The following is a 19356-nucleotide window of genomic DNA, read 5'->3' as shown; positions in this document are numbered from 1 at the left end:
TTCCGTTTGTTGCGCCTGCGAAGTCAAGGAGTTTGGCATAGCCGGTTCCATCGGGCATTATTTTAAAGAGGGTTCCCTTATTGTTTGTGCCGCCCAGTTTTGTCATTCCATAAAGAAAGGTGCCGTCAGAAATAAGAGAGCCGTGAGGATAACTTCCGTTTGTAGTGCCTGCGAAGTCAAGGAGTTTGGCATAGCCGGTTCCATCGGGCATTATTTTAAAGAGGGTTCCCAGACCCAGACTGTTTATGCCGCCACTTGATGTCATTCCATACATAACACCTCCTACAGAAATTAAATTCTGGTCATACTGCGGATTAGCGCCTATGAAGGCGCCATTGCCGGTAAAATCAGTGAGCTGGGTGTATTGGGCATGGGTGTTTAAAGTCCAAAGTCCAAAGTTTAAAGTTGCCACTGCAACTGCGATAGTAAAGATTGATTTTTTCATGGTATTGTTTTTTTCAGCCCTGCAAGGGCGATATATTTATTGCGCAAACCCCGCACCCCGAGTACTCGGGGTGCGGGGCAAATATAATGATTATTATTTATAATGTTCATTATTATTCCAATTTGCAGGGTTGTTGCGGATGTATTGCCTGATTTGTTCAAGGTGTTCATCATTGCGAATGATCTCGTCATAGAAACGGGGTTGCCATGCGAACCAACCGCCATTACCCATTTGTTTGAATGTTTTTGTACATTCGGTTTTATATGATCGGATAATTACACCCAATGAACCGGGTTTGGGTGAAATTGCCGCCATTTTTTGGTTTTTGGCATGGTTCCCGGTATGGTTCCCGGTATGGTTTTGGGTATGGTTTCCGGTATGTTTCCCGGTATGGTTCCCGGTATGGTTCCCGGTATGGTTCCCGGTATGGTTCCCGGTATGGTTCCCGGTATGTAGAGACGTTGCAATGCAACGTCTCTACGTTCCGTAGCATCATGTTCCGGGGCATCATGTTCCGGGGCATCATGTTCCGGGACATCACGTTCCGGGTGTGTCGCATAATTGTTTTTATGTGACCGTTTCATCACAACAATCCCGTGAATATGATTTGGCATTACGATAAAATCATCCAACCATGTATAAAAAAAATGTTGAGGAATTTCCCGCCAATATTTATCGGCAATTTTACCCATTTTATTCAATTTTATTTCACCGTTAATCACATCACCGAAACAGAAAATCTTGTTGCGCGTGCAAATCGTCACATAATATTTTCCATTGTACAATTCTTTTCTTGAAAGATCCGATTTTATATTACCAAATTTTAGTTCATGGTTTTTAGTTATCCCGCCTGCCATAGGCTTTTGGCGGGCAGGTAGTTTGAGTTTTTTCAGTTATTAGTTTTAGTTTACCCCGTTAGATATGCCTTTTATACAGTGAAGGTGTCGGACACCTGCCCTTTATGAGTTGACAAACGATGCCATCGCTAAAAACCAATATATTTAACAACATCATTGCTTAAAACAACAGCAGTATAATTAATTGATAGTTAACTAAATAAAGCGATGGCATCGTTAATTGACACCTGATATAACTATAGTATTAGTTTGTCCTTCTTATGGTATAAAGCCCGGAACTGCAAACTAAAAAACTATAACCCCGCACATAAATTCTGGATAAAAATTAAAATTTTGAGGAGATATTATTTTGTGCGACTTAAACGCTAATACCTATTCGTATTAATTCACAGGTATAAAATTATTATTTCAATAAAAAAAGTTAGATTGACGAAAAATTTAAAAGGGGAGCAGGGAGCAGGGCGTGAGAACGCTATGCGCTCTGCGCCCTGCGCTAAGTGAAAAAATTAAGCTGGCTCACCATCATCCTGGCAATATTCTCTGCTGCATTAGGTTTAAAAGGATTTTTGCTGCCCAATCACTTTTTTGATGGGGGCATCACTGGGGTTTCAATGTATCTTTCTGAAATTTTTTGTCCTGAATGTCCGGATAAATCCATTTCCCTATCTATAATTATTCCTATTGTAAATTTACCCTTTATAATTTTAGGTTATCAATACCTTAGTAAAAGCTTCGCTTACAGAGGAATCGCTGCCATAGCCGGGTTATCTCTTTGCCTGGCTTTTGTAGATTTTCCTGTTATTACCGAAGATAAGATACTCGCTGCTGTATTTGGCGGATTCTTCCTCGGAACAGGTATCGGTTTGGCAGTAAGGAATAACGCTGTGCTGGACGGCACTGAGATCATGGCTATTCTTGTAAGCAGGAAATCATTTTTAACGATCGGTAATGTTATCGTTTTATTTAATGTCATCATCTTCGCGATAATTGGCCTTACATTCAAAATAGAGGTAGCATTATATTCTATTCTTACCTATTTTGTTGCTTCCAGGAGTATAGACTTCTTTATCCACGGTATAGAAGAATATAATGCTGCCATTATTGTTTCTTATAAAAGCCAGGAAATAAAAAAAGAGATACTGGAAGACCTGGAAAGGGGCGTTACTGTTTTTTCCGGCAAAACAGGCCTGAAAGAAAGGGATATAGAAATTTTATATTGTGTGATCACCAGGCTGGAAATACAAAAATTAAGAGGGATCGTAAATAATATTGACCCGAAGGCTTTTATTATCATACACGTCATTGACGAAACGATCGGTGGTATGACACAGAAGAAAGGTTTTAAATTTAAAAGTAAAAAGGTTTATGCCAGGTTAAGGAAAATGATTAAAAGTTGACAATTGACACCAGTCGGCAATCCACAGTCGGCAATCCACAGTCGGCAGTCCACAGCCGTCAATCCACAGCCGGCAGTCCACAGTCGGCAAAAAAGAAAATAACAATCAAACCATTATAACAATATGGCAACTGGATTTAGAAACTTAACTTAATCAATCGGCAGTCGGCAGTCCACAGTCGGCAAAAAACAATTGCTGACTGCCGATTGTGGACTGCTGACTGTAGACTGCCGACTGCCGACTGTGGACTGCCACTTCTATTTTAAACTAATAATCAAAAGTGCGGGGCTGCTGTCTACTGCTTACTGTCTTTCCCTTTATCCTTATCCACTTCTTCATAGTCAACATCCTTCACATCTGATTGACTACCTGTACCATTACCTCCTTTGCTACCTTTAGGCTGTGCTTTACTATCTGTAGGCTGGCTATCTGCCTGGGCATCCTGCGTTGCTGCATACATTTCCTGAGATGCTCCCTGCCAGGCTGTGTTCAGTGCATTTAGCGCAGTATCTATTGCTGAAAGGTCTTTTACCTCATGCGCTTTTTTCAGGTCAGCAAGTGCAGATTCGATCTTTTTCTTATTGTCTGCTGAGAGTTTATCTCCATATTCTTTTAGTTGCTTCTCTGTCTGGAAGATCATAGAATCAGCAGCATTGATCTTATCAACCTTTTCTTTCTCTTTTTTATCTTCTTCTTCATTGGCTTTTGCTTCTGTTCTCATTTTCTCTATCTCTTCTTCAGTGAGGCCTGAAGAAGCCTCTATGCGTATCTTTTGCTCCTTGTTGGTTGCTTTGTCCTTTGCAGCAACATTTACAATGCCGTTTGCGTCAATATCAAAAGTCACTTCAATTTGCGGAAGGCCTCTTGGAGCAGGGGGTATTCCGTCAAGGTGAAAACGTCCGATGGTTCTGTTAACATTTGCCATAGATCGCTCACCCTGCAAGACATGAATTTCCACTGAAGGTTGATTATCAGCAGCAGTTGAGAATGTTTCTGATTTTTTAGTTGGAATGGTGGTATTTGCTTCAATCAATTTGGTAAATACACCTCCCAGAGTTTCAATCCCAAGTGAAAGCGGAGTAACATCAAGCAGCAGTACATCTTTTACTTCACCGGTTAATACTCCGCCTTGAATAGCAGCGCCTACGGCAACTACCTCGTCAGGATTTACCCCTTTTGAAGGCTTTTTACCAAAGAATTTCTCAACTTCTTCCTGAATTTTGGGTATTCTTGTAGAACCTCCAACAAGGATCACTTCGTTAATATCTGAAGCAGGAATGCCTGCGTCCTTTATTGCCTTTTTACAAGGTTCCAGGGTTTTCTGGATAAGATGATCGGTTAATTGCTCAAATTTAGCCCTGGTTAATTTTTTTACAAGATGTTTGGGCACGCCATCCACACTCATGATATAAGGCAAATTGATCTCGGTTTCTTTAGAGCTGGAAAGTTCAATCTTTGCCTTTTCGGCAGCCTCTTTCAGCCTCTGCATGGACATGGGGTCTTTTTTGGGATCAAGCCCTTCATCTTTTTTAAATTCATCAGCCAGCCAGTTAATGACCACCTCATCAAAGTCATCACCGCCAAGGTGTGTATCTCCATTGGTAGATTTAACCTCAAAAACGCCATCGCCAAGCTCAAGAACAGAAACATCAAAAGTACCACCGCCCAGATCAAAAACAGCAATTTTCATATCCTTGTTTTTCTTGTCCATGCCATAAGCCAAAGCTGCTGCAGTAGGTTCATTGATAATACGCTTCACATCAAGGCCCGCAATCTCACCTGCTTCTTTGGTGGCCTGCCTTTGAGCATCATTAAAATAAGCCGGAACTGTAATAACAGCTTCTTTTACAGTAGTGCCCAAATAATCTTCGGCAGTGGTTTTCATTTTTTGCAGCACAATCGCAGAGATCTCCTGCGGGGTATAATGCCTGTCACCTATTTTTACCCTTGCCGTATCATTATTGCCTTTTTCTACTGTAAAGGAAACCTGTTTTATTTCTTTATCTACATCCGAGAATTTCCTACCCATAAAGCGTTTTATAGACATGACGGTATTCTGGGGATTGGTAATAGCCTGCCTTTTTGCAGGATCTCCTACTTTGCGTTCTCCTTTCCCTTCATCCAAAAAGGCAACAATAGAAGGCGTTGTACGTTTACCTTCGCTGTTTGGAATAACAACAGGTTCGTTGCCTTCCATCACTGCAACGCATGAGTTTGTTGTTCCAAGGTCGATTCCTATGATTTTTCCCATGATTATATATTATTAAAATGGTTTTATTTTTTTTTATTTAATGAGCAAATACATTAACAACCTACGTGCCAAGTGGATTTATAATGACATTATGGCAGTATTAGCGCATAGTGCAAAGTGCAAAGCCCCGCCAAATGGCGGGGCTTTGCACTTTGCACTACAACAAGTTACTTAAACTTCAACCCCGGATAATTATTTATGATATAATCAATACTTTTTTGATTAATGCTACCAAATTCACTTTGTCTATACCTGGAGGCGAACAATCCTGCACCACCGTCTACATTTGTAAAGAATGGTTTAGTCTGTGTGATAGCTGAATAATTATAATTTACATTAATATATTTCTCAAGGTCTTCAGAACCGGCATATACTACAAATTCAAGCTGTCCCATTGTTCTTATTAAGTTTTTGTAATCCTTGGTGCTATCTATTGAAGCTGCTAAAAAGTTAAAAAAAGTTCCTGCTTCTATGAGTATCTTAGGGTTCTTGCCTGGATTTGTCAGGCTTGATTTTACAATCCATTTTAAAGTGTGGTTCGTAATAACTCCATTCGAATCTTACTGGTAGTTAACATTAATAGTTGCTTTGTAAATAGTTGCGTTTATAGCCGCAAAAAACCTGATGTAGCCATCAATAGTGAAATCACTGGGATAACTTGATATCTTAAAAGAATTAACTATAGGAGTAATAGCCCCGGTAACTTTGCCGGTTCTGGTATTGGTTACTAAGATCTTGTAATTCTTTGTTTCATCCAATACAACAGAATCGCTCTGATATATGATCTGACCGGGATAATAAAAAAGCCCTTGATCCTTATTATTGATAAATATCGTATCCAATGAGTATGTTTCAATAATATTTTCATCCGCATCTAATTTGTACAGTTGCACAGTAATGCTGTCATAATGGTATGAAGAATCAGGCATGGAAGAAGCGATCAGCAGGGCATCAGAATTTGTATTTAAAAAAGCTTTGTTGACTTTCACGTGATGATAATACTCGCTGGCATCTAAAATACCATAGATCACAGTGATCTCTTCCCACTCCGCATTCACATCAAAATCAGGGGTGCAGGATTGTATAAGATAAACGCAACTAAATAGTAGAAAAATAAATAATTTTTTCAAACTCAAAACCTGTTTGCAAATCTATAGAAAACTTACGCAACTAAACACTAGAACTATAGGAGAGTAGAGCAATCTTTTAAAGGATCTCCGCAGAAATCCCCCTGTCACATATTGCCTCTCGCATAGCCTTGATCACATTGAAAGCACCCGATTTTACCTTGCATTTTCCTTTATAATGAATGATCCAGGTACATTGTTCTGCCTGTTCAGGGCTATGATGACAAATTTCAATCAGTGTCTCAATAACGAAATCAAAGGTATTGAAATCATCATTAAAAACCACTAATTGCTTGATCTGATCGGATATTACAACGTCAAGGACAACGGCTTCTTCTTTTTGTAAGGTTTCCATATACTAATAATAAAATGCAAATATACTAATGAATACTAATAATACGAATAATAAAATGCTAATATACTAATGAATACTAATGATACTAATAAAGAAATCTATATTAAGAAGCAGAGTAAAAATATTCGTATCATTAGTATAAATTAGTATATTAGCATTATACCCTATTCGTATCATTAGTATATTAGCATTATAAATAAGTATATTGGTATCGAAATATGCATTACAACTTTAAAAATCTTGTATTTGAAGGAGGCGGTGTAAAAGGAATTGCCTATGGCGGGGCTTTGGAGGCGCTTGATAAAAAAGGGGTCTTATCCAATATCATCAGGGTTGCCGGTACTTCTGCAGGCGCTATTAATGCAACACTTTTGGCATTGGATTATAGTTCTGCAGAGGTATCAAAGATCATTGCTGAAACTGATTTCAAGAACTTTGAAGATAAAAGCAGCCTCCCGGTGAACCTGTACAGGTTATTTAAAGGGTATGGGTGGTTCAAAGGGGATGCATTCAGGGAATGGATCGGTGAAAAGATAAAAGCAAAAACAGGTTCGGCAAGATTCACATTCAGAGACCTCAACAACGCAATTAACCATGATAAAGCTAAATTCCGGCAGTTGTATGTTATTTCTACAAACCTAACCCAGCAATACGCTGAAAAATTTTCATTTGAAACCTCTCCGAGTGTACCTATCAGGGATACTGTGAGAATGTCAATGAGCATACCATTGTATTTCAGGTCGGTAAAAAAGTTTGGCGATGTGATGGTAGATGGCGGGGTAACTTATAATTACCCAATCAATCTGTTTGACAACATAAAATATTTATCAAACGAGAAGAATACCGTAGGCAAAACACCTGATGCTGACGGTTATGTTTTCAATTGCGAAACATTGGGATTCAGATTAGATTCAAAGGAAGTGATCAAATACAACAGGGACGATTGGAAAAATGTACCCATTAAGATCAATAGTTTTAAAGATTATGCCTTGGGATTGCTTGATTTTATGATGGACATGGCAAACAAAGCACATCTTCATTCTGATGATTGGAACAGAACGATCTTTATTGACACTTTGGATGTAAAAACTACCGATTTTAAGCTCAAAGAAGAAAAGATCAAGGCATTGATCGAAAGTGGTGAGAAGGGGGTGAAGGATTATTTTGAGTGGCGGGATAAAGATGAGGCATGGAATAAATTGCCGGTTTATTAAGGGCATCTCTAAAAACTACATATTTTTTAAAACACACCCCTTGCCCCTCTTGATAGAGGGGAATGTATGGTGTAGTTTTTAGAGATGCCCATAATTTTGCTATATTTGTAAATAATAAAAGTATAAAATTATGGATATACAAGTAGAAAAATTATCAGTTATACAGCGTTTAAGACAAATAAACGATATATCCCTTATTAAGGCAATAAATGAAATTTTAGGTTTTGCCTTAAAACAGAAGAATAAAAAAGACATAAGCGATACTTTAATTAATGTGAAAAAAAATTCAATGGAAAAGGATAAAGTCCAAAAAAGACTTAAAGAACTCATTAAAGAAGGATATATTACCTGGGGGGGGGGGGGAAACCTACAGGACTTAAAAACGCACCAATTATTAAAGGCAAATCCATTTCGGATATTGTTATAGAGGATAGAAGATGATAATTTACCTGGATACAAGCAGTCTTGTAAAATTATATGTTCAGGAGACAGATACAGATAATGTTAAGTCTCTTATAAATAGCGCTGAAGTGATCACTACTTCAATTGTAGCTTATCCAGAAAGCAGGGCAGCCTTTGCAAGAAAGTTGAGAAGTGGGGTAATGAGTGACGAGGAATATCAAAAAATTTCATATTATTTATTTGTTTTGTTTTTTCTTCTTTATAGTTATGAATATTTATATTGTGCAAGTACTTATTTTTTTTATCTTTGCAATGCAAAATAATAGTTTTTTTTGTAATGTAAGGAGGCTTTGAAAAACCGATGAAAATTAAAAAAAATGTCACTAAAACACAAAACTGTCATTGCGAGGGAGCGCAGCGACCGAAGCAATCTGTTTAATTATACTGTCATTGCGAGGCGCAGCCGAAGCAATCTGTTTATTTGAAGCACTACCTATCAAGGGTTTGCTTCGCTCCGCTCGCAATCGTACCTCGCTCGCAATGACAATTCTCTTTAAGAACCCTACCATTCTAAATTATCATACAAATCATTCCATTCTGGATTCATTGAATTTATTAATTCAATTTTCCTTTTACGCGAACCAGCTTTAATTTGCTTTTCTCTTGCTATAGCCTCTTCAATATCATCAAATTCCTCATAATAAACTAATTTGTTTACATTATATTTACTTGTAAATCCTTTATATAATTTCTCTTTATGTTCATAAACTCTTGTGAATAAATCACTCGTAACACCAGTATATAATACAGTGTGATTTTTATTGGTTAATATATAAACGTGACATATTTTATCCATAATAGTATTGCCATAGTGAGTCACAGGCAAAGCAATCCTTTCAACATTACTGTCATTGCGAGGCGCAGCCGACCTGTCCCGCACCGCAGGTCGGGAAGCAATCTATTTAACAAAACTGTCATTGCGAGGGAGCGCAGCGACCGAAGCAATCTGTTTAATTATACTACTTTCTATGAACAGATTGCTTCGCTCGTACCTCGCTCGCAATGACAAGACTCTAAAGATTTTTTTTGATTTATTCTCATAAAAACGCTACGAAGATAAACAGGGCTGGCACAATTTGTTTTGGCAACACATCACCAGCAAAATTGATGAGTTACCTTTTAAGCAGTTGTTTTCAGATAAATCAGAGCAGATTCCCTGCAATCGCCTTTTGATGAGGATGCTACCTATAGAGATAAAAATGGACAGGAGGTGCAAGGATATAGCGTTAATCTCACAGAAACGTGTAATTGAATTGAGTTTTTAGAGTGGACTCAATATTTAAAAAATGATTAACCGGTTAAGTTTTTTTTAAAAAAAATCTGTGTAATCTGTGAAATCTGTGGTTAAAATTCCACCAACTGTTTAGTGTACACCCCATCATCCACAATCAACTTCAAAACATAAACTCCGGAAGTATAACCCAAACCCTTTGCACTGAAACTATACCGGTGCTTTCCACTGATCTGTTCTTCGTTAACTAAAATCTCTATCTTTTTGCCCAGGATATTATATACCTCTAATGAGACATTAGCTTTTTTATTTAAAAACCAGGTGATCTCTGTTTTACCCATATAGGGATTAGGATAAACGTTGAAACTTACGAGATTTTGGAAACCTCGTAGGTTTGGAATACCGGTAGGTACAAGCCGGTTGGATACATTTGACCTGGCTGAATTGTAAACGAGTACCTTTTTTTGATCTGGCGTTCCTAACGCTCCGAGCGTTAGGAACGTTGGTGAACATTCTGTAGGATGCACTGCTGCAACTTGGTAAAATAGCTCCGGAGTAACCGGAGGGTTAAGGTCGGTCCAGGAATGGTTGTTACTGGCAATAGCATAAATTGAATCAAGCGATGGTAAAGCTAGTGTTCCCCTGTAAATGTAATAAGTTCCAAAATTAAACCCTTCATAATGATCCCAGATAAGATTGATCACTCCGCCTAAGCCGAGGTTCATGGTCAGGTGCATGGTTTTGTGCAACTGGCTCAACGCTGATTCGTTGCCGCAGGAATCTACTGCTGTAATTTTATATCTCCAAGACCTTTGCTTAGGATCGGCTAAAATATCAAGAAAAGTACTCACAGAATCATACGGCACGCTTGCAAGGAGGAAATAAACATTGGCTGCGGTGCCTTCTTTGTAAATATTGTAAAAGGAGGGACCTGGGTTTTTCTCCCAAACGATGAGATTCTTTCCCGTTGCGCTATCAACCGTAACGATACAAATCGCTTGAGATAAGGGAAGTTTTTGGGAAATAGAGAAACTCGCAGTACCAATACAGCCATTAGAATCTGTAATTATGACATTATATGATGTATCTGTCAGGTTATTTATATCCTGGGTTGTAAGTCCATTTGACCATAGGTAGGTGTAAGGCAAGGCGCCCCCTGTTACATTTATATCTATCGCCCCTCCTGAAGGGCTGCCACAGCTTGTGTTGGTTTGTAAATTCAGGGTAATGACCGGCCCTCCGGCATTGCTTATCACTGCTGTGATAGAGTTGAAACAGCCGTTCGCATCAAAGACGTTCACGAGATAAATACCTGCTGCCAGTCCCGATTGTGATGAATCTGTTCCAAACGTTGACCAAAAATAGGAATAAGGAGGTGTTCCTCCGCTTACATTTACCGTAGCGCTGCCATCGGAGCCGTTACAGCTTGCATCAACCTCAGTAACAGATAATGTTAACGGGGCAGGCGCTGAGACCGTGATGCTTTGAGTGGCAATACAGCCGGTCGAATCAGCAACGGTAACTTCATAGATCCCGCCAATAAGACCGGATATATCTTCAGTAGTACCTCCATTTGACCATAAAAATGTATATGGCAAAAGGCCGCCTGAAACACTTATATCAATAGAACCGTCAGCATCTGCACTGCAATTGAGATTGACTACTGAATTGAGCGTTATCGTAGGTGTTGTATTACTGATGGCAGCAACACCATAAGCGATGCAGCCATTAGTGTCAGTGACGATCACATAATTAATACCTGCAGCTAATGCCGAGTCTGTTTCAGTAGTATCTCCGCTTGACCATGAATACTCATAAGGGGCTATTCCTCCGCTTGCGCTTACTATAGCAATGCCATCGGAATTCCCGCATGTGGCATCAAACGTGGTCATGGTAAGTGTAAGAGGAGCCGGCTCGGAAACATTAACACTACCGGTTGCCTCGCACGCATTGGCGTCTGTCACAATGATATTATATGTTCCTGCACATAAGTTGGCAGCAGTAGAATCTGTCTGGCCATCTGACCAAAGGTATGTGTAAGGAGGCGTTCCCCCGCTTGCGGTGACCGTAGCCGAACCGTCACATTGCCCGTTGCATAAGGCGCCTGTGGTTGTAAAGGAAACAGTAATTGTTGCAAAACCGCTGATAGTAACGGCATCACTGACCGTACAGCCATTGGAATCAATAACGGTTACTGAATAGGTGCCGGGAACTAAAGATGTGATATCTTCGGTTGTAGCTCCAGTGGACCAAATGAAAGTATAAGGAGCAACGCCACCGATAACGGTCAGGTTTGCTGTCCCGTTACTGCCTCCGCATGTGGTTACATCTGTACCAATAATGCCAAGGGTTATTGCGGGTGGCTCTGAGATGGTAACACTGGCATTGGCAGTACATCCGTTTGAGTCGGTTACTGACACCGAATATGTTCCTGCGCTAAGCCCTGCAAGGTCTTCGGTTGTATCGCCAGACAGCCAATTAAAAGTATAGGGTTGTGTGCCGCCTGAAACTATCAGGTTTGCCGCTCCGTCACTGCCGCCACATGAGGTTACATTCGTACCGGTGATGATCGCAGTTAAAACGAAAGGTTCAGTAATAGTTACAAAAGCAGTATCTACTGCTCCGGCTGAATCCGTAACAATAACAGAATAATTTCCTGCCAACAAGTACTTCGCTGTATCCGTTGTTTGTGCTAATGGATCATCCCATTGGTAGGTGTAAGGGGGAGTGCCTCCTGTTGCAGTTACCGCTGCTTCTCCATCCTGGACTCCGTTGCAGGAAACATTTTTTATGTAAGATATTGAAGCAGTTAGAGCTCCTGAAAAGATATTTACCTTAAACGGCTCGGAAACAAAGCTGCTGATGCCCGGAGAAAAGCTCATATGAGAAGGGAATAGCAGCGCTGTGCCGTAAGACCTGCAGGTATAGATCCCGCTGTCTGCCAGTGTAACATTTGGTATTGTTAAAAGTGTATCCGTAGCGCCCGTTATGGTATCCGTTCCCCTGAACCACTGGTAGCTCAAAGCAGAATCCTGGCTGGCAATGCTTAATATCAGTGTATCACCTTCATTAAAATTAAAAGTATCTGCCATGCCAAAAGGATTTTGCGGGCTGTAGAAATAGGTAGTAAGTGTTGAAGTAGTATCGGCTATTCTTAATTCCCTGGCATCTGAAAAGTCGAATTTGTTATTCAAACAACGAAGATCAACTAAAGCAGTATTTGCTGACAGATCAGGCAAGGAAGTTAATTGATTATCAAAACAATAAAGCAATACTAAAGAAGTATTATTCGACAGATCAGGTAAGACAGTCAATTGATTATTATAACACTGAAGCTGTGTTAAAGCAATATTAGCAGACAGGTTTGGTAAGGCAGTTAATTGATTAGTATGACAACGAAGTTCTGTTAAAGCAGTATTATTCGTGAGATCAGGCAAACTGTCTAATAAATTACTCTGACAATAAATCCATAGCAAAGTAGTATTAGCTGACAAATCAGGTAAAGTGGTTAATTGATTAGCGCTACAAATAAGACGAGTTAAACTGGTATTGGCAGACAGATCAGGTAAAGAAGTCAATTGATTAATTTGGCAATAAAGCCATGTAATATTAACAAAGTATTCCACTCCCGTCAAGTCAGCAATATTTTGAGAATTGCAATCTAATGTACCGGTAAGCGTAGCAGCCGAGTCAATAAGCAGGCTGTCATTCGCATCCATAAATGATGGATAATTTGCAACAAGGAAATTGCGGAAGTTGGTGTCGGGGATGAAGGCTTTAAGGGAAGGCAGCATGTTTATTTTTACCGACAGTGGCTCTGAAACAAAACTAATGATGCCGGGGGCAAAGGTCATATTATTAGTATCCAATGCCGTTCCGTAAGACCTGCATGTATAAACACCGCTGTCTGCCACTGTAACATTTGGAATAATTAACAGAGTATCTGTGCCACCTGCAATGGTATCTGCCCCCCTGAACCACTGATAGCTCAATGCGGAATCCTGGCTTGCGATGCTTAGAACTAGTGTGTCTCCCATATTCAAATTAAAAGTATCTGCAACACCAAAAGGATTTTGCGGACTGTAGCTATAGGCAATAAGCGTTGAAATGGTATCGGCTATTCTTAATTCTCTTGCGTCTGAAAAATCAAATTTGTTGTTTTGACAATCAAGAATTAGTAAAGCAGGATTAGCAGACAGATCAGGCAAGGAAGTTAATTGATTATTAAAACAAGAAAGTATTTGTAAAGCAGTATTAATCGTAAGATCAGGTAAGGCAGTTAATAGATTATTATCACAAAGAAGCCGTTGTAAAGCGGTAAGACTATCCAAAGCAGGTAAGGCGGTTAATTGATTAAAATGACATTGAAGATATTGTAAAGCGGTATTAGCCGAGAAATCAGGTAAGACAGTTAAGTAATTAGAATAACAAATAAGCCGTTGTAAAGCGGTAAGACTACCCAAAGCCGGCAAGGCGGTTAATAGATTAGTATAACAATAAAGCCATGCAATATTAACAAAGTATTCCACTCCGGTCAGATCAGCAATATTTTGAGCACTGCAATTCAATGTGCCGGTCAGCGTAGCAGCCGAGTCAATAAGCAAGCTGTCACCTACCATAAAACCGGGGTAAGTAGCGTTAAGGAAATTGCGGAAGTTGGTATCGGGGATGAAGGCTTTGGCTACAAAGGGCGGCATGCTGCTGATATTTACAGTAAATGGCTCTGAAACAAACTCGGTGATACCCGGTGCCCAAATCATATTGTTTGTATCTAATGCTGTGCCGTAAGACCTGCTGGTATAAACCCCGCTGTCTGCCAGTGTTGCATTTGGGATAACTAACAGTGTATCTGTAGCCCCAGCAATCGTATCTACCCCCCTGAACCACTGGTAGCTCAAAGCAGAATCCTGGTTTGCGATGCTTAATTTGAGTGTATCTCCTGTAAAGAAATTAAAGGTGTCTGCCACACCAAAAGGATTTTGCGGGCTGTAGGTATAGGCAATAAGCGATGAAATGGTATCAGCTATTCTTAACTCTCTTGCATCTGAAAAGTCAAGTTTATTACCATAACAATAAAGCCCTTGTAAAGCAGTATTTGCTGACAGATCAGGTAATGCGGTTAATTGATTATTATAACAATAAAGAAATTGTAAAGCAGTATTTGCCGATAAATCAGGTAATGCGGTTAATTGATTATTAACACAATTAAGCACTTGTAAAGCAGTATTAGCTGATAAATCAGGTAATGCGGTTAATTGATTAGCATTACAATAAAGCTGTTGTAAAGCAGTATTAGCTGATAAATCAGGTAATGCGGTTAATTGATTGTTATTACAATAAAGCTGTTGTAAAGATGTAAGGCTATCCAAAGCAAGCAGGGCGGTTAATTGATTATTAAAACAATAAAGAATTCCAATATTAACAAAGTATTGCACTCCCGTCAGATCAGCAATATTTTGAGCACTGCAATTCAATGTACCCGTAAGCGTGGCAGCTGAGTCAATCAGCAGGCTGTCACCAGAACCATCCATAAAAGTTGGGTAGGTGGTATTGAGAAAAGCCCGGAAATTGGTGTCGGGGATGAAGGCTTTGGGTCTTGTGTCTGGTACAATGATTACTGTGAAAGGCTCTGAAACAAACTCAGTAATGCCAGGCACAAAGATCATGTTATTGGTATCCAATGCTGTCCCATACGACCTGCAGATGTAAACCCCACTGTCTGCTAATGTAACATTTGGAATAACTAAAAGCGTATCCGTAGCGCCCGCAATAGTATCTGTTCCCCTAAACCACTGGTAGCTAAGGGCAGAATCCTGGCTGGCAATACTTAATGAGAGTGTATATCCCGTATAGAGGTTAAAGGTGTCTGCCACACCAAAAGGATTTTGCGGGCTGTAGGTATAGGTGGTAAGCGTTGAGATGATATCAGCTATTCTTAATTCTCTTGCATCTGAAAAGTCTAATTTATTATTATAACAATCAAGCCATTGCAAGGCGATATTATTCGTAAGGTCAGGCAGGGCGGTTAATGGATTATTATAACAACGAAGCTGTTGCAAAGTGGTATTATTCGTAAGGTCAGGCAGGGTGGTTAATTGATTATTATAACAATAAAGCCATTGCAAAGCGGTATTATTCGTAAGGGCAGGCAGGGCGGTTAATTGATTACTATAACAATAAATCCGTAGCAGAGCGGTATTATTCGAAAGGTCAGGCAGGGCGGTTAATTGATTAAAAGCACAATGAAGCTGTTGCAAAGCAGTATTATTCGAAAGGTCAGGCAGGGCGGTTAATTGATTATTAAAACAATAAAGAATTCCAATATTAACAAAGTATTGCACTCCCGTCAGATCAGCAATATTTTGAGCACTACAATCCAATGTACCGGTAAGCGTAGCAGCCGAGTCAATCAGCAGGCTGTCATTCGCATCCATAAATGTTGGATAATTTGCAACAAGGAAATTGCGGAAGTTGGTATCGGGGATGAAGGCTATTGCCAGTGGAGGCGGGGGTGTGCTGTATTTGGCTATGAAAATTTCAAAACCTCCATTACTTATGAGATTAGTTATACCAACACCCGGGTCAAAGTCGGCAGTATCTGAGAATACACCGGTGAGGAAGAGGTTACCCAAAGCGTCTGCTTCTATGCCGAGCGCTAAGTCAAATCCGGGGCCTCCCATGCTTACTACTGATAAAAAACCCCCTGCTGAGTCGTATTTAGCAATAAAAATGTCACCGTCTCCGGCATTCGTCAGGGTGTCTGTTCCCGGTCCAGGGTTAAAGTCGGTAGTTCCCGTAATAATAGCGGATAAATACACGTTTCCTACTTCATCATTAACAATATAGTTAGCTACATCAAGCCCTGCAACATTATCAAGGTTAAATGCCCAGAGGTAGTTTCCGGAAGGATCGTATTTTGCCAGGAAGACGTCAACTCCGTTACTTACCAGGGTGTCAGTACCCGCAGGATTAAAATTGGCTGTTCCTGTAAACTCACCTGATATATAGATGTTGCCAAATATGTCTTGCGATATAGAATAAGCTTTATCAATACCCGACCCGCCCATACTCTTGGCCCAGACAATATTGCCTGAGGAATCGTATTTTGCTAAGAATATCTCAGCGCTGTCAACCGCTGTTAGATTTACCGTACCCACCGGGTCAAAATCTTTAATGCCCTCAAATACCCCTGTAATGTATAAATTACCGGATGCGTCAGCAATAAATCCCCAGGGCCCGTAATTATTAGGATTGGCTGTGCCATCAATGCTGAACGCCCATATATGATTCCCTGCTGAGTCAAATTTTACGATGAACATGCCATCATTTCCATTGCTTATCAAAGTGTCCGTGCCCGGTCCCGGGTCAAAGTCAGCGGTATCGGTAAAGACACCGGTTACATATACATTTCCGGAAGCATCAGTGCTGATGCTGCGGCCAAAATCATCCCTAGTGGTTCCGCTGCTTCCAAAACCAACGGCTCCAATAAAAAACCCTGAGGCATCATATTTTGCAAGGAAAATATCCCAGGCGGAACTATTTGCGATCAGGGTATCGGCCCCGAAGTATGCGGTATCGCTAAAGTTTCCTGTAATATATATATTGCCAAAATCGTCAAGGGCCACCGAACGGGCTTCGTCAGTGGAATCTCCCCCGGCTCTTCTTGCCCATATTAAGCTGCCCGAGGAATCGAATTTTGCCAGGAATATATCTTCCTTTCCTGCGCTTATGAGGGTGTCTAATGCGGGAACGAATTCTAATGTACCCATAAAGCTCCCGGTTACATAGATATTTCCGGAGCCGTCTAAAACAATATCAAAGCCGAGATCGTCTGATGTATCACCCATGCCGAAAGCCCATTGGAGTGATTGGGAGAAACAGTTGGCAGCAGGCAACAGGCAGCAGGCAATAATAGATACTGCAACTATTGCAGTTTTTGCTCTGTTAAATAAAAGACCCCGAGTTGAATAATAAGAAATCCAACGGGGTAAAGATTTCACACCTGTGTGCTGAAGCTCTTCTGTGTGCGTAAGCATAGGGTAACCTTTTTTTGGGGTTTTGTTAATTGTTTTCATAATTTTGATTGTTTAGAGTTTAAACCGTTAAAACGATTATGTTAGATTTTTTTTACTTTATTCCCCTCGATAAATCGAGGGGTTAATGATATGCTTTATTCCAGAATTATATTTTTGTTAATTATGCCGTTGTTAGTTGATAATTGTAAGCTATATATTCCTTTTGCATAGCCACTTATATCTATTTTATTTTGATACTTGCCTGTAAAACCACTTATATTTTCTTCATAAATTACCTGACCTTTTATGTTAAATACTTTGAGGTTGATATGCTGCTTTTCTGTTATTTTGAATGTTACGGTGAATTCACCGGTGTTTGGGTTGGGATATACTTTTAATTGATCATTGTTTATTGATGATTGATCATTGATGCCTAAACAATTATTAACTGTTACATTTTGGGAGATGCTGTCTGTACAGTTGTTTCCATCAGTATAAGTGTAGGTGATTGTGTGTGTTCCCGTGTCGGCATTGGCAGGGTTGAACTGGCTGCTGCTGATTCCTGTGCCACTGAATGTTCCGCCTGTTGGTGTGCCTGTAAGGGTTACTGCGGCATCATTAAGACAATAGCTTGTGTCTAAGCCGGTAAAGCTGACAGTTGGCAATGGATTAACGGTTAAGTCGGTGGTGAATGTGCTGTCGCAGCCATTTGAAGCTGTTAATGTATCAATGTAAATTCCGGTAGTGTTGTAAACATTGGTCCCAACTACTACACTGTCACCTGCACAGATGTTGAGGGTTTGGTTTCCGGTAATGGCAGGTGGTTCAGTAATTGTTAGAAGTGCAGTGTCAACAGCGCCCAATGAATCTGTTACCACAACATAATAAATATCTGCAAACAAACTATATGCAGTGTCCGTAATTTGTGCTAAACTATCGGACCATTGTAAGGTGTATGGCGGGGTGCCGCCGGTTACGGTTACTGCTGCTTCTCCATCCTGGCCTCCATTACATGAAACATTATTTTGATAAGATATTGAAGCAGAAGGCCCTGAAATGTTCACCAAAAGCGGCTCTGAAACAAAGCTGCTGATGCCGGGGCTAAAGGTCATAGGAGAAGGGAATAGAAGTGCTGTACCGTACGACCTGCAGGTATAAACCCCGCTGTCTGCCAGTGTAACATTAGGAATTATTAAAAGTGTATCTGTAGCGCCCACAATGGTATCTGTTCCCCTGAACCACTGGTAGCTTAACGCAGAATCCTGGCTCGCTATGCTTAATATGAGCGTGTCTCCCGCATTCAGATCAAAAGTATCGGGTATGCCAAAAGGATTTTGCGGGCTGTAACTATAAGTGGCAAGTGTTGAAATGGTATCAGCTATTCTTAACTCTCTTGCATCTGAAAAGTCTAATTTATTATTATTACAATCAAGCCATTGCAAAGCAGTATTATTCGTAAGGGTAGGCAGGGAGGTTAATTGATTATTATAACACCAAAGCCTTTGTAAAGCAGTATTAGCTGATAAAACAGGTAATGAGGTTAATTGATTATTATAACAATAAAGATATAGTAAAGCAGTATTAGCTGATAAAACAGGTAATGCGGTTAATTGATTATTAGAACAAGTTAGCCCTTGTAAAGCAGTATTTGCTGATAAATCAGGTAATGTGGTTAATTGATTATTAAAACAAGTTAGCCCTTGTAAAGCAGTATTTGCTGATAAATCAGGTAATGTGGTTAATTGATTATTAGAACAAAAAAGCTCTAGTAAAGCAGTATTAGCTGATAAAACAGGTAATGCGGTTAATTGATTATTATAACAACGAAGCTGTTGTAAAGCAATATTAGTTGATAAATCAGGTAATGCGGTTAATTGATTATTATCACACCAAAGGTATAGTAAAGCAGTATTTGCTGACAAAACAGGTAATGAGGTTAATTGATTATTCTGACAACGAAGATATAGTAAAGCAGTATTAGCTGATAAAACAGGTAATGCGG

13 protein-coding genes are annotated in these 19356 nt (G+C 39.8%); 4 read left to right on the top strand and 9 right to left on the bottom strand.

The window, feature by feature from the left end:
- Positions 1 to 445: hypothetical protein (locus FVQ77_07275; GenBank protein MBW8050128.1), on the bottom strand; the 445-nt coding region annotated here is incomplete at its 3' end.
- A 93-nt stretch (positions 446 to 538) separates the two neighbouring features.
- Positions 539 to 760, bottom strand: a complete 222-nt coding sequence (locus FVQ77_07270) for a hypothetical protein (GenBank protein ID MBW8050127.1) — start codon at positions 758 to 760, stop codon at positions 539 to 541.
- Positions 761 to 1799: 1039 nt separating this feature from the next.
- Between FVQ77_07270 and FVQ77_07265 the strand changes: the two genes are divergently transcribed.
- Positions 1800 to 2699 (top strand): YitT family protein, encoded by a 900-nt coding sequence (locus tag FVQ77_07265; protein MBW8050126.1) that lies wholly within the window; start codon positions 1800 to 1802, stop codon positions 2697 to 2699.
- A 295-nt stretch (positions 2700 to 2994) separates the two neighbouring features.
- Here FVQ77_07265 and dnaK read toward each other — a convergent pair whose 3' ends face one another.
- From dnaK to FVQ77_07245, 4 genes are all read right to left on the bottom strand, one after another.
- Complete coding sequence (gene dnaK, locus FVQ77_07260) at positions 2995 to 4950, bottom strand: molecular chaperone DnaK (protein ID MBW8050125.1); 1956 nt, start codon at positions 4948 to 4950, stop codon at positions 2995 to 2997.
- A 167-nt stretch (positions 4951 to 5117) separates the two neighbouring features.
- The gene (locus FVQ77_07255; GenBank protein MBW8050124.1) at positions 5118 to 5345 is read right to left on the bottom strand and encodes a hypothetical protein; all 228 of its coding nucleotides are present in this window, start codon (positions 5343 to 5345) and stop codon (positions 5118 to 5120) included.
- Positions 5346 to 5510: 165 nt separating this feature from the next.
- Complete coding sequence (locus tag FVQ77_07250) at positions 5511 to 6080, bottom strand: hypothetical protein (GenBank protein MBW8050123.1); 570 nt, start codon at positions 6078 to 6080, stop codon at positions 5511 to 5513.
- Between the two features lie 76 nt (positions 6081 to 6156).
- Complete coding sequence (locus FVQ77_07245; GenBank protein ID MBW8050122.1) at positions 6157 to 6432, bottom strand: ATP-dependent Clp protease adaptor ClpS; 276 nt, start codon at positions 6430 to 6432, stop codon at positions 6157 to 6159.
- Positions 6433 to 6650: 218 nt separating this feature from the next.
- On the opposite strand from FVQ77_07245, the gene FVQ77_07240 reads away from it, so the two are divergent.
- From FVQ77_07240 to FVQ77_07230, 3 genes are all read left to right on the top strand, one after another.
- Positions 6651 to 7646 (top strand): patatin-like phospholipase family protein, encoded by a 996-nt coding sequence (locus FVQ77_07240; protein ID MBW8050121.1) that lies wholly within the window; start codon positions 6651 to 6653, stop codon positions 7644 to 7646.
- Between the two features lie 130 nt (positions 7647 to 7776).
- Complete coding sequence (locus tag FVQ77_07235) at positions 7777 to 8073, top strand: hypothetical protein (GenBank protein ID MBW8050120.1); 297 nt, start codon at positions 7777 to 7779, stop codon at positions 8071 to 8073.
- Between the two features lie 10 nt (positions 8074 to 8083).
- Complete coding sequence (locus tag FVQ77_07230) at positions 8084 to 8371, top strand: type II toxin-antitoxin system VapC family toxin (protein ID MBW8050119.1); 288 nt, start codon at positions 8084 to 8086, stop codon at positions 8369 to 8371.
- A 239-nt stretch (positions 8372 to 8610) separates the two neighbouring features.
- Here the strand turns inward: FVQ77_07230 and FVQ77_07225 are convergent, their stop codons facing one another.
- From FVQ77_07225 to FVQ77_07215, 3 genes are all read right to left on the bottom strand, one after another.
- Positions 8611 to 8904 carry a GIY-YIG nuclease family protein gene (locus tag FVQ77_07225; protein ID MBW8050118.1) on the bottom strand — a complete coding sequence of 98 codons (294 nt, stop codon included), beginning with the start codon at positions 8902 to 8904 and terminating at the stop codon, positions 8611 to 8613.
- Positions 8905 to 9452: 548 nt separating this feature from the next.
- Positions 9453 to 17414, bottom strand: coding sequence for a T9SS type A sorting domain-containing protein (locus FVQ77_07220; protein MBW8050117.1), 7962 nt, complete (start codon positions 17412 to 17414; stop codon positions 9453 to 9455).
- A 95-nt stretch (positions 17415 to 17509) separates the two neighbouring features.
- The gene (locus FVQ77_07215; GenBank protein ID MBW8050116.1) at positions 17510 to 19276 is read right to left on the bottom strand and encodes a T9SS type A sorting domain-containing protein; all 1767 of its coding nucleotides are present in this window, start codon (positions 19274 to 19276) and stop codon (positions 17510 to 17512) included.
- Between the last annotated feature and the right edge of the window lie 80 nt (positions 19277 to 19356).

This window comes from Cytophagales bacterium (genome assembly GCA_019456305.1).
Classification (GTDB): Bacteria; Bacteroidota; Bacteroidia; order Cytophagales; family VRUD01; genus VRUD01.
The sequence above is the reverse complement of the archived record's forward strand: the minus strand, read 5'-3'. Positions and strand labels throughout refer to the sequence as shown.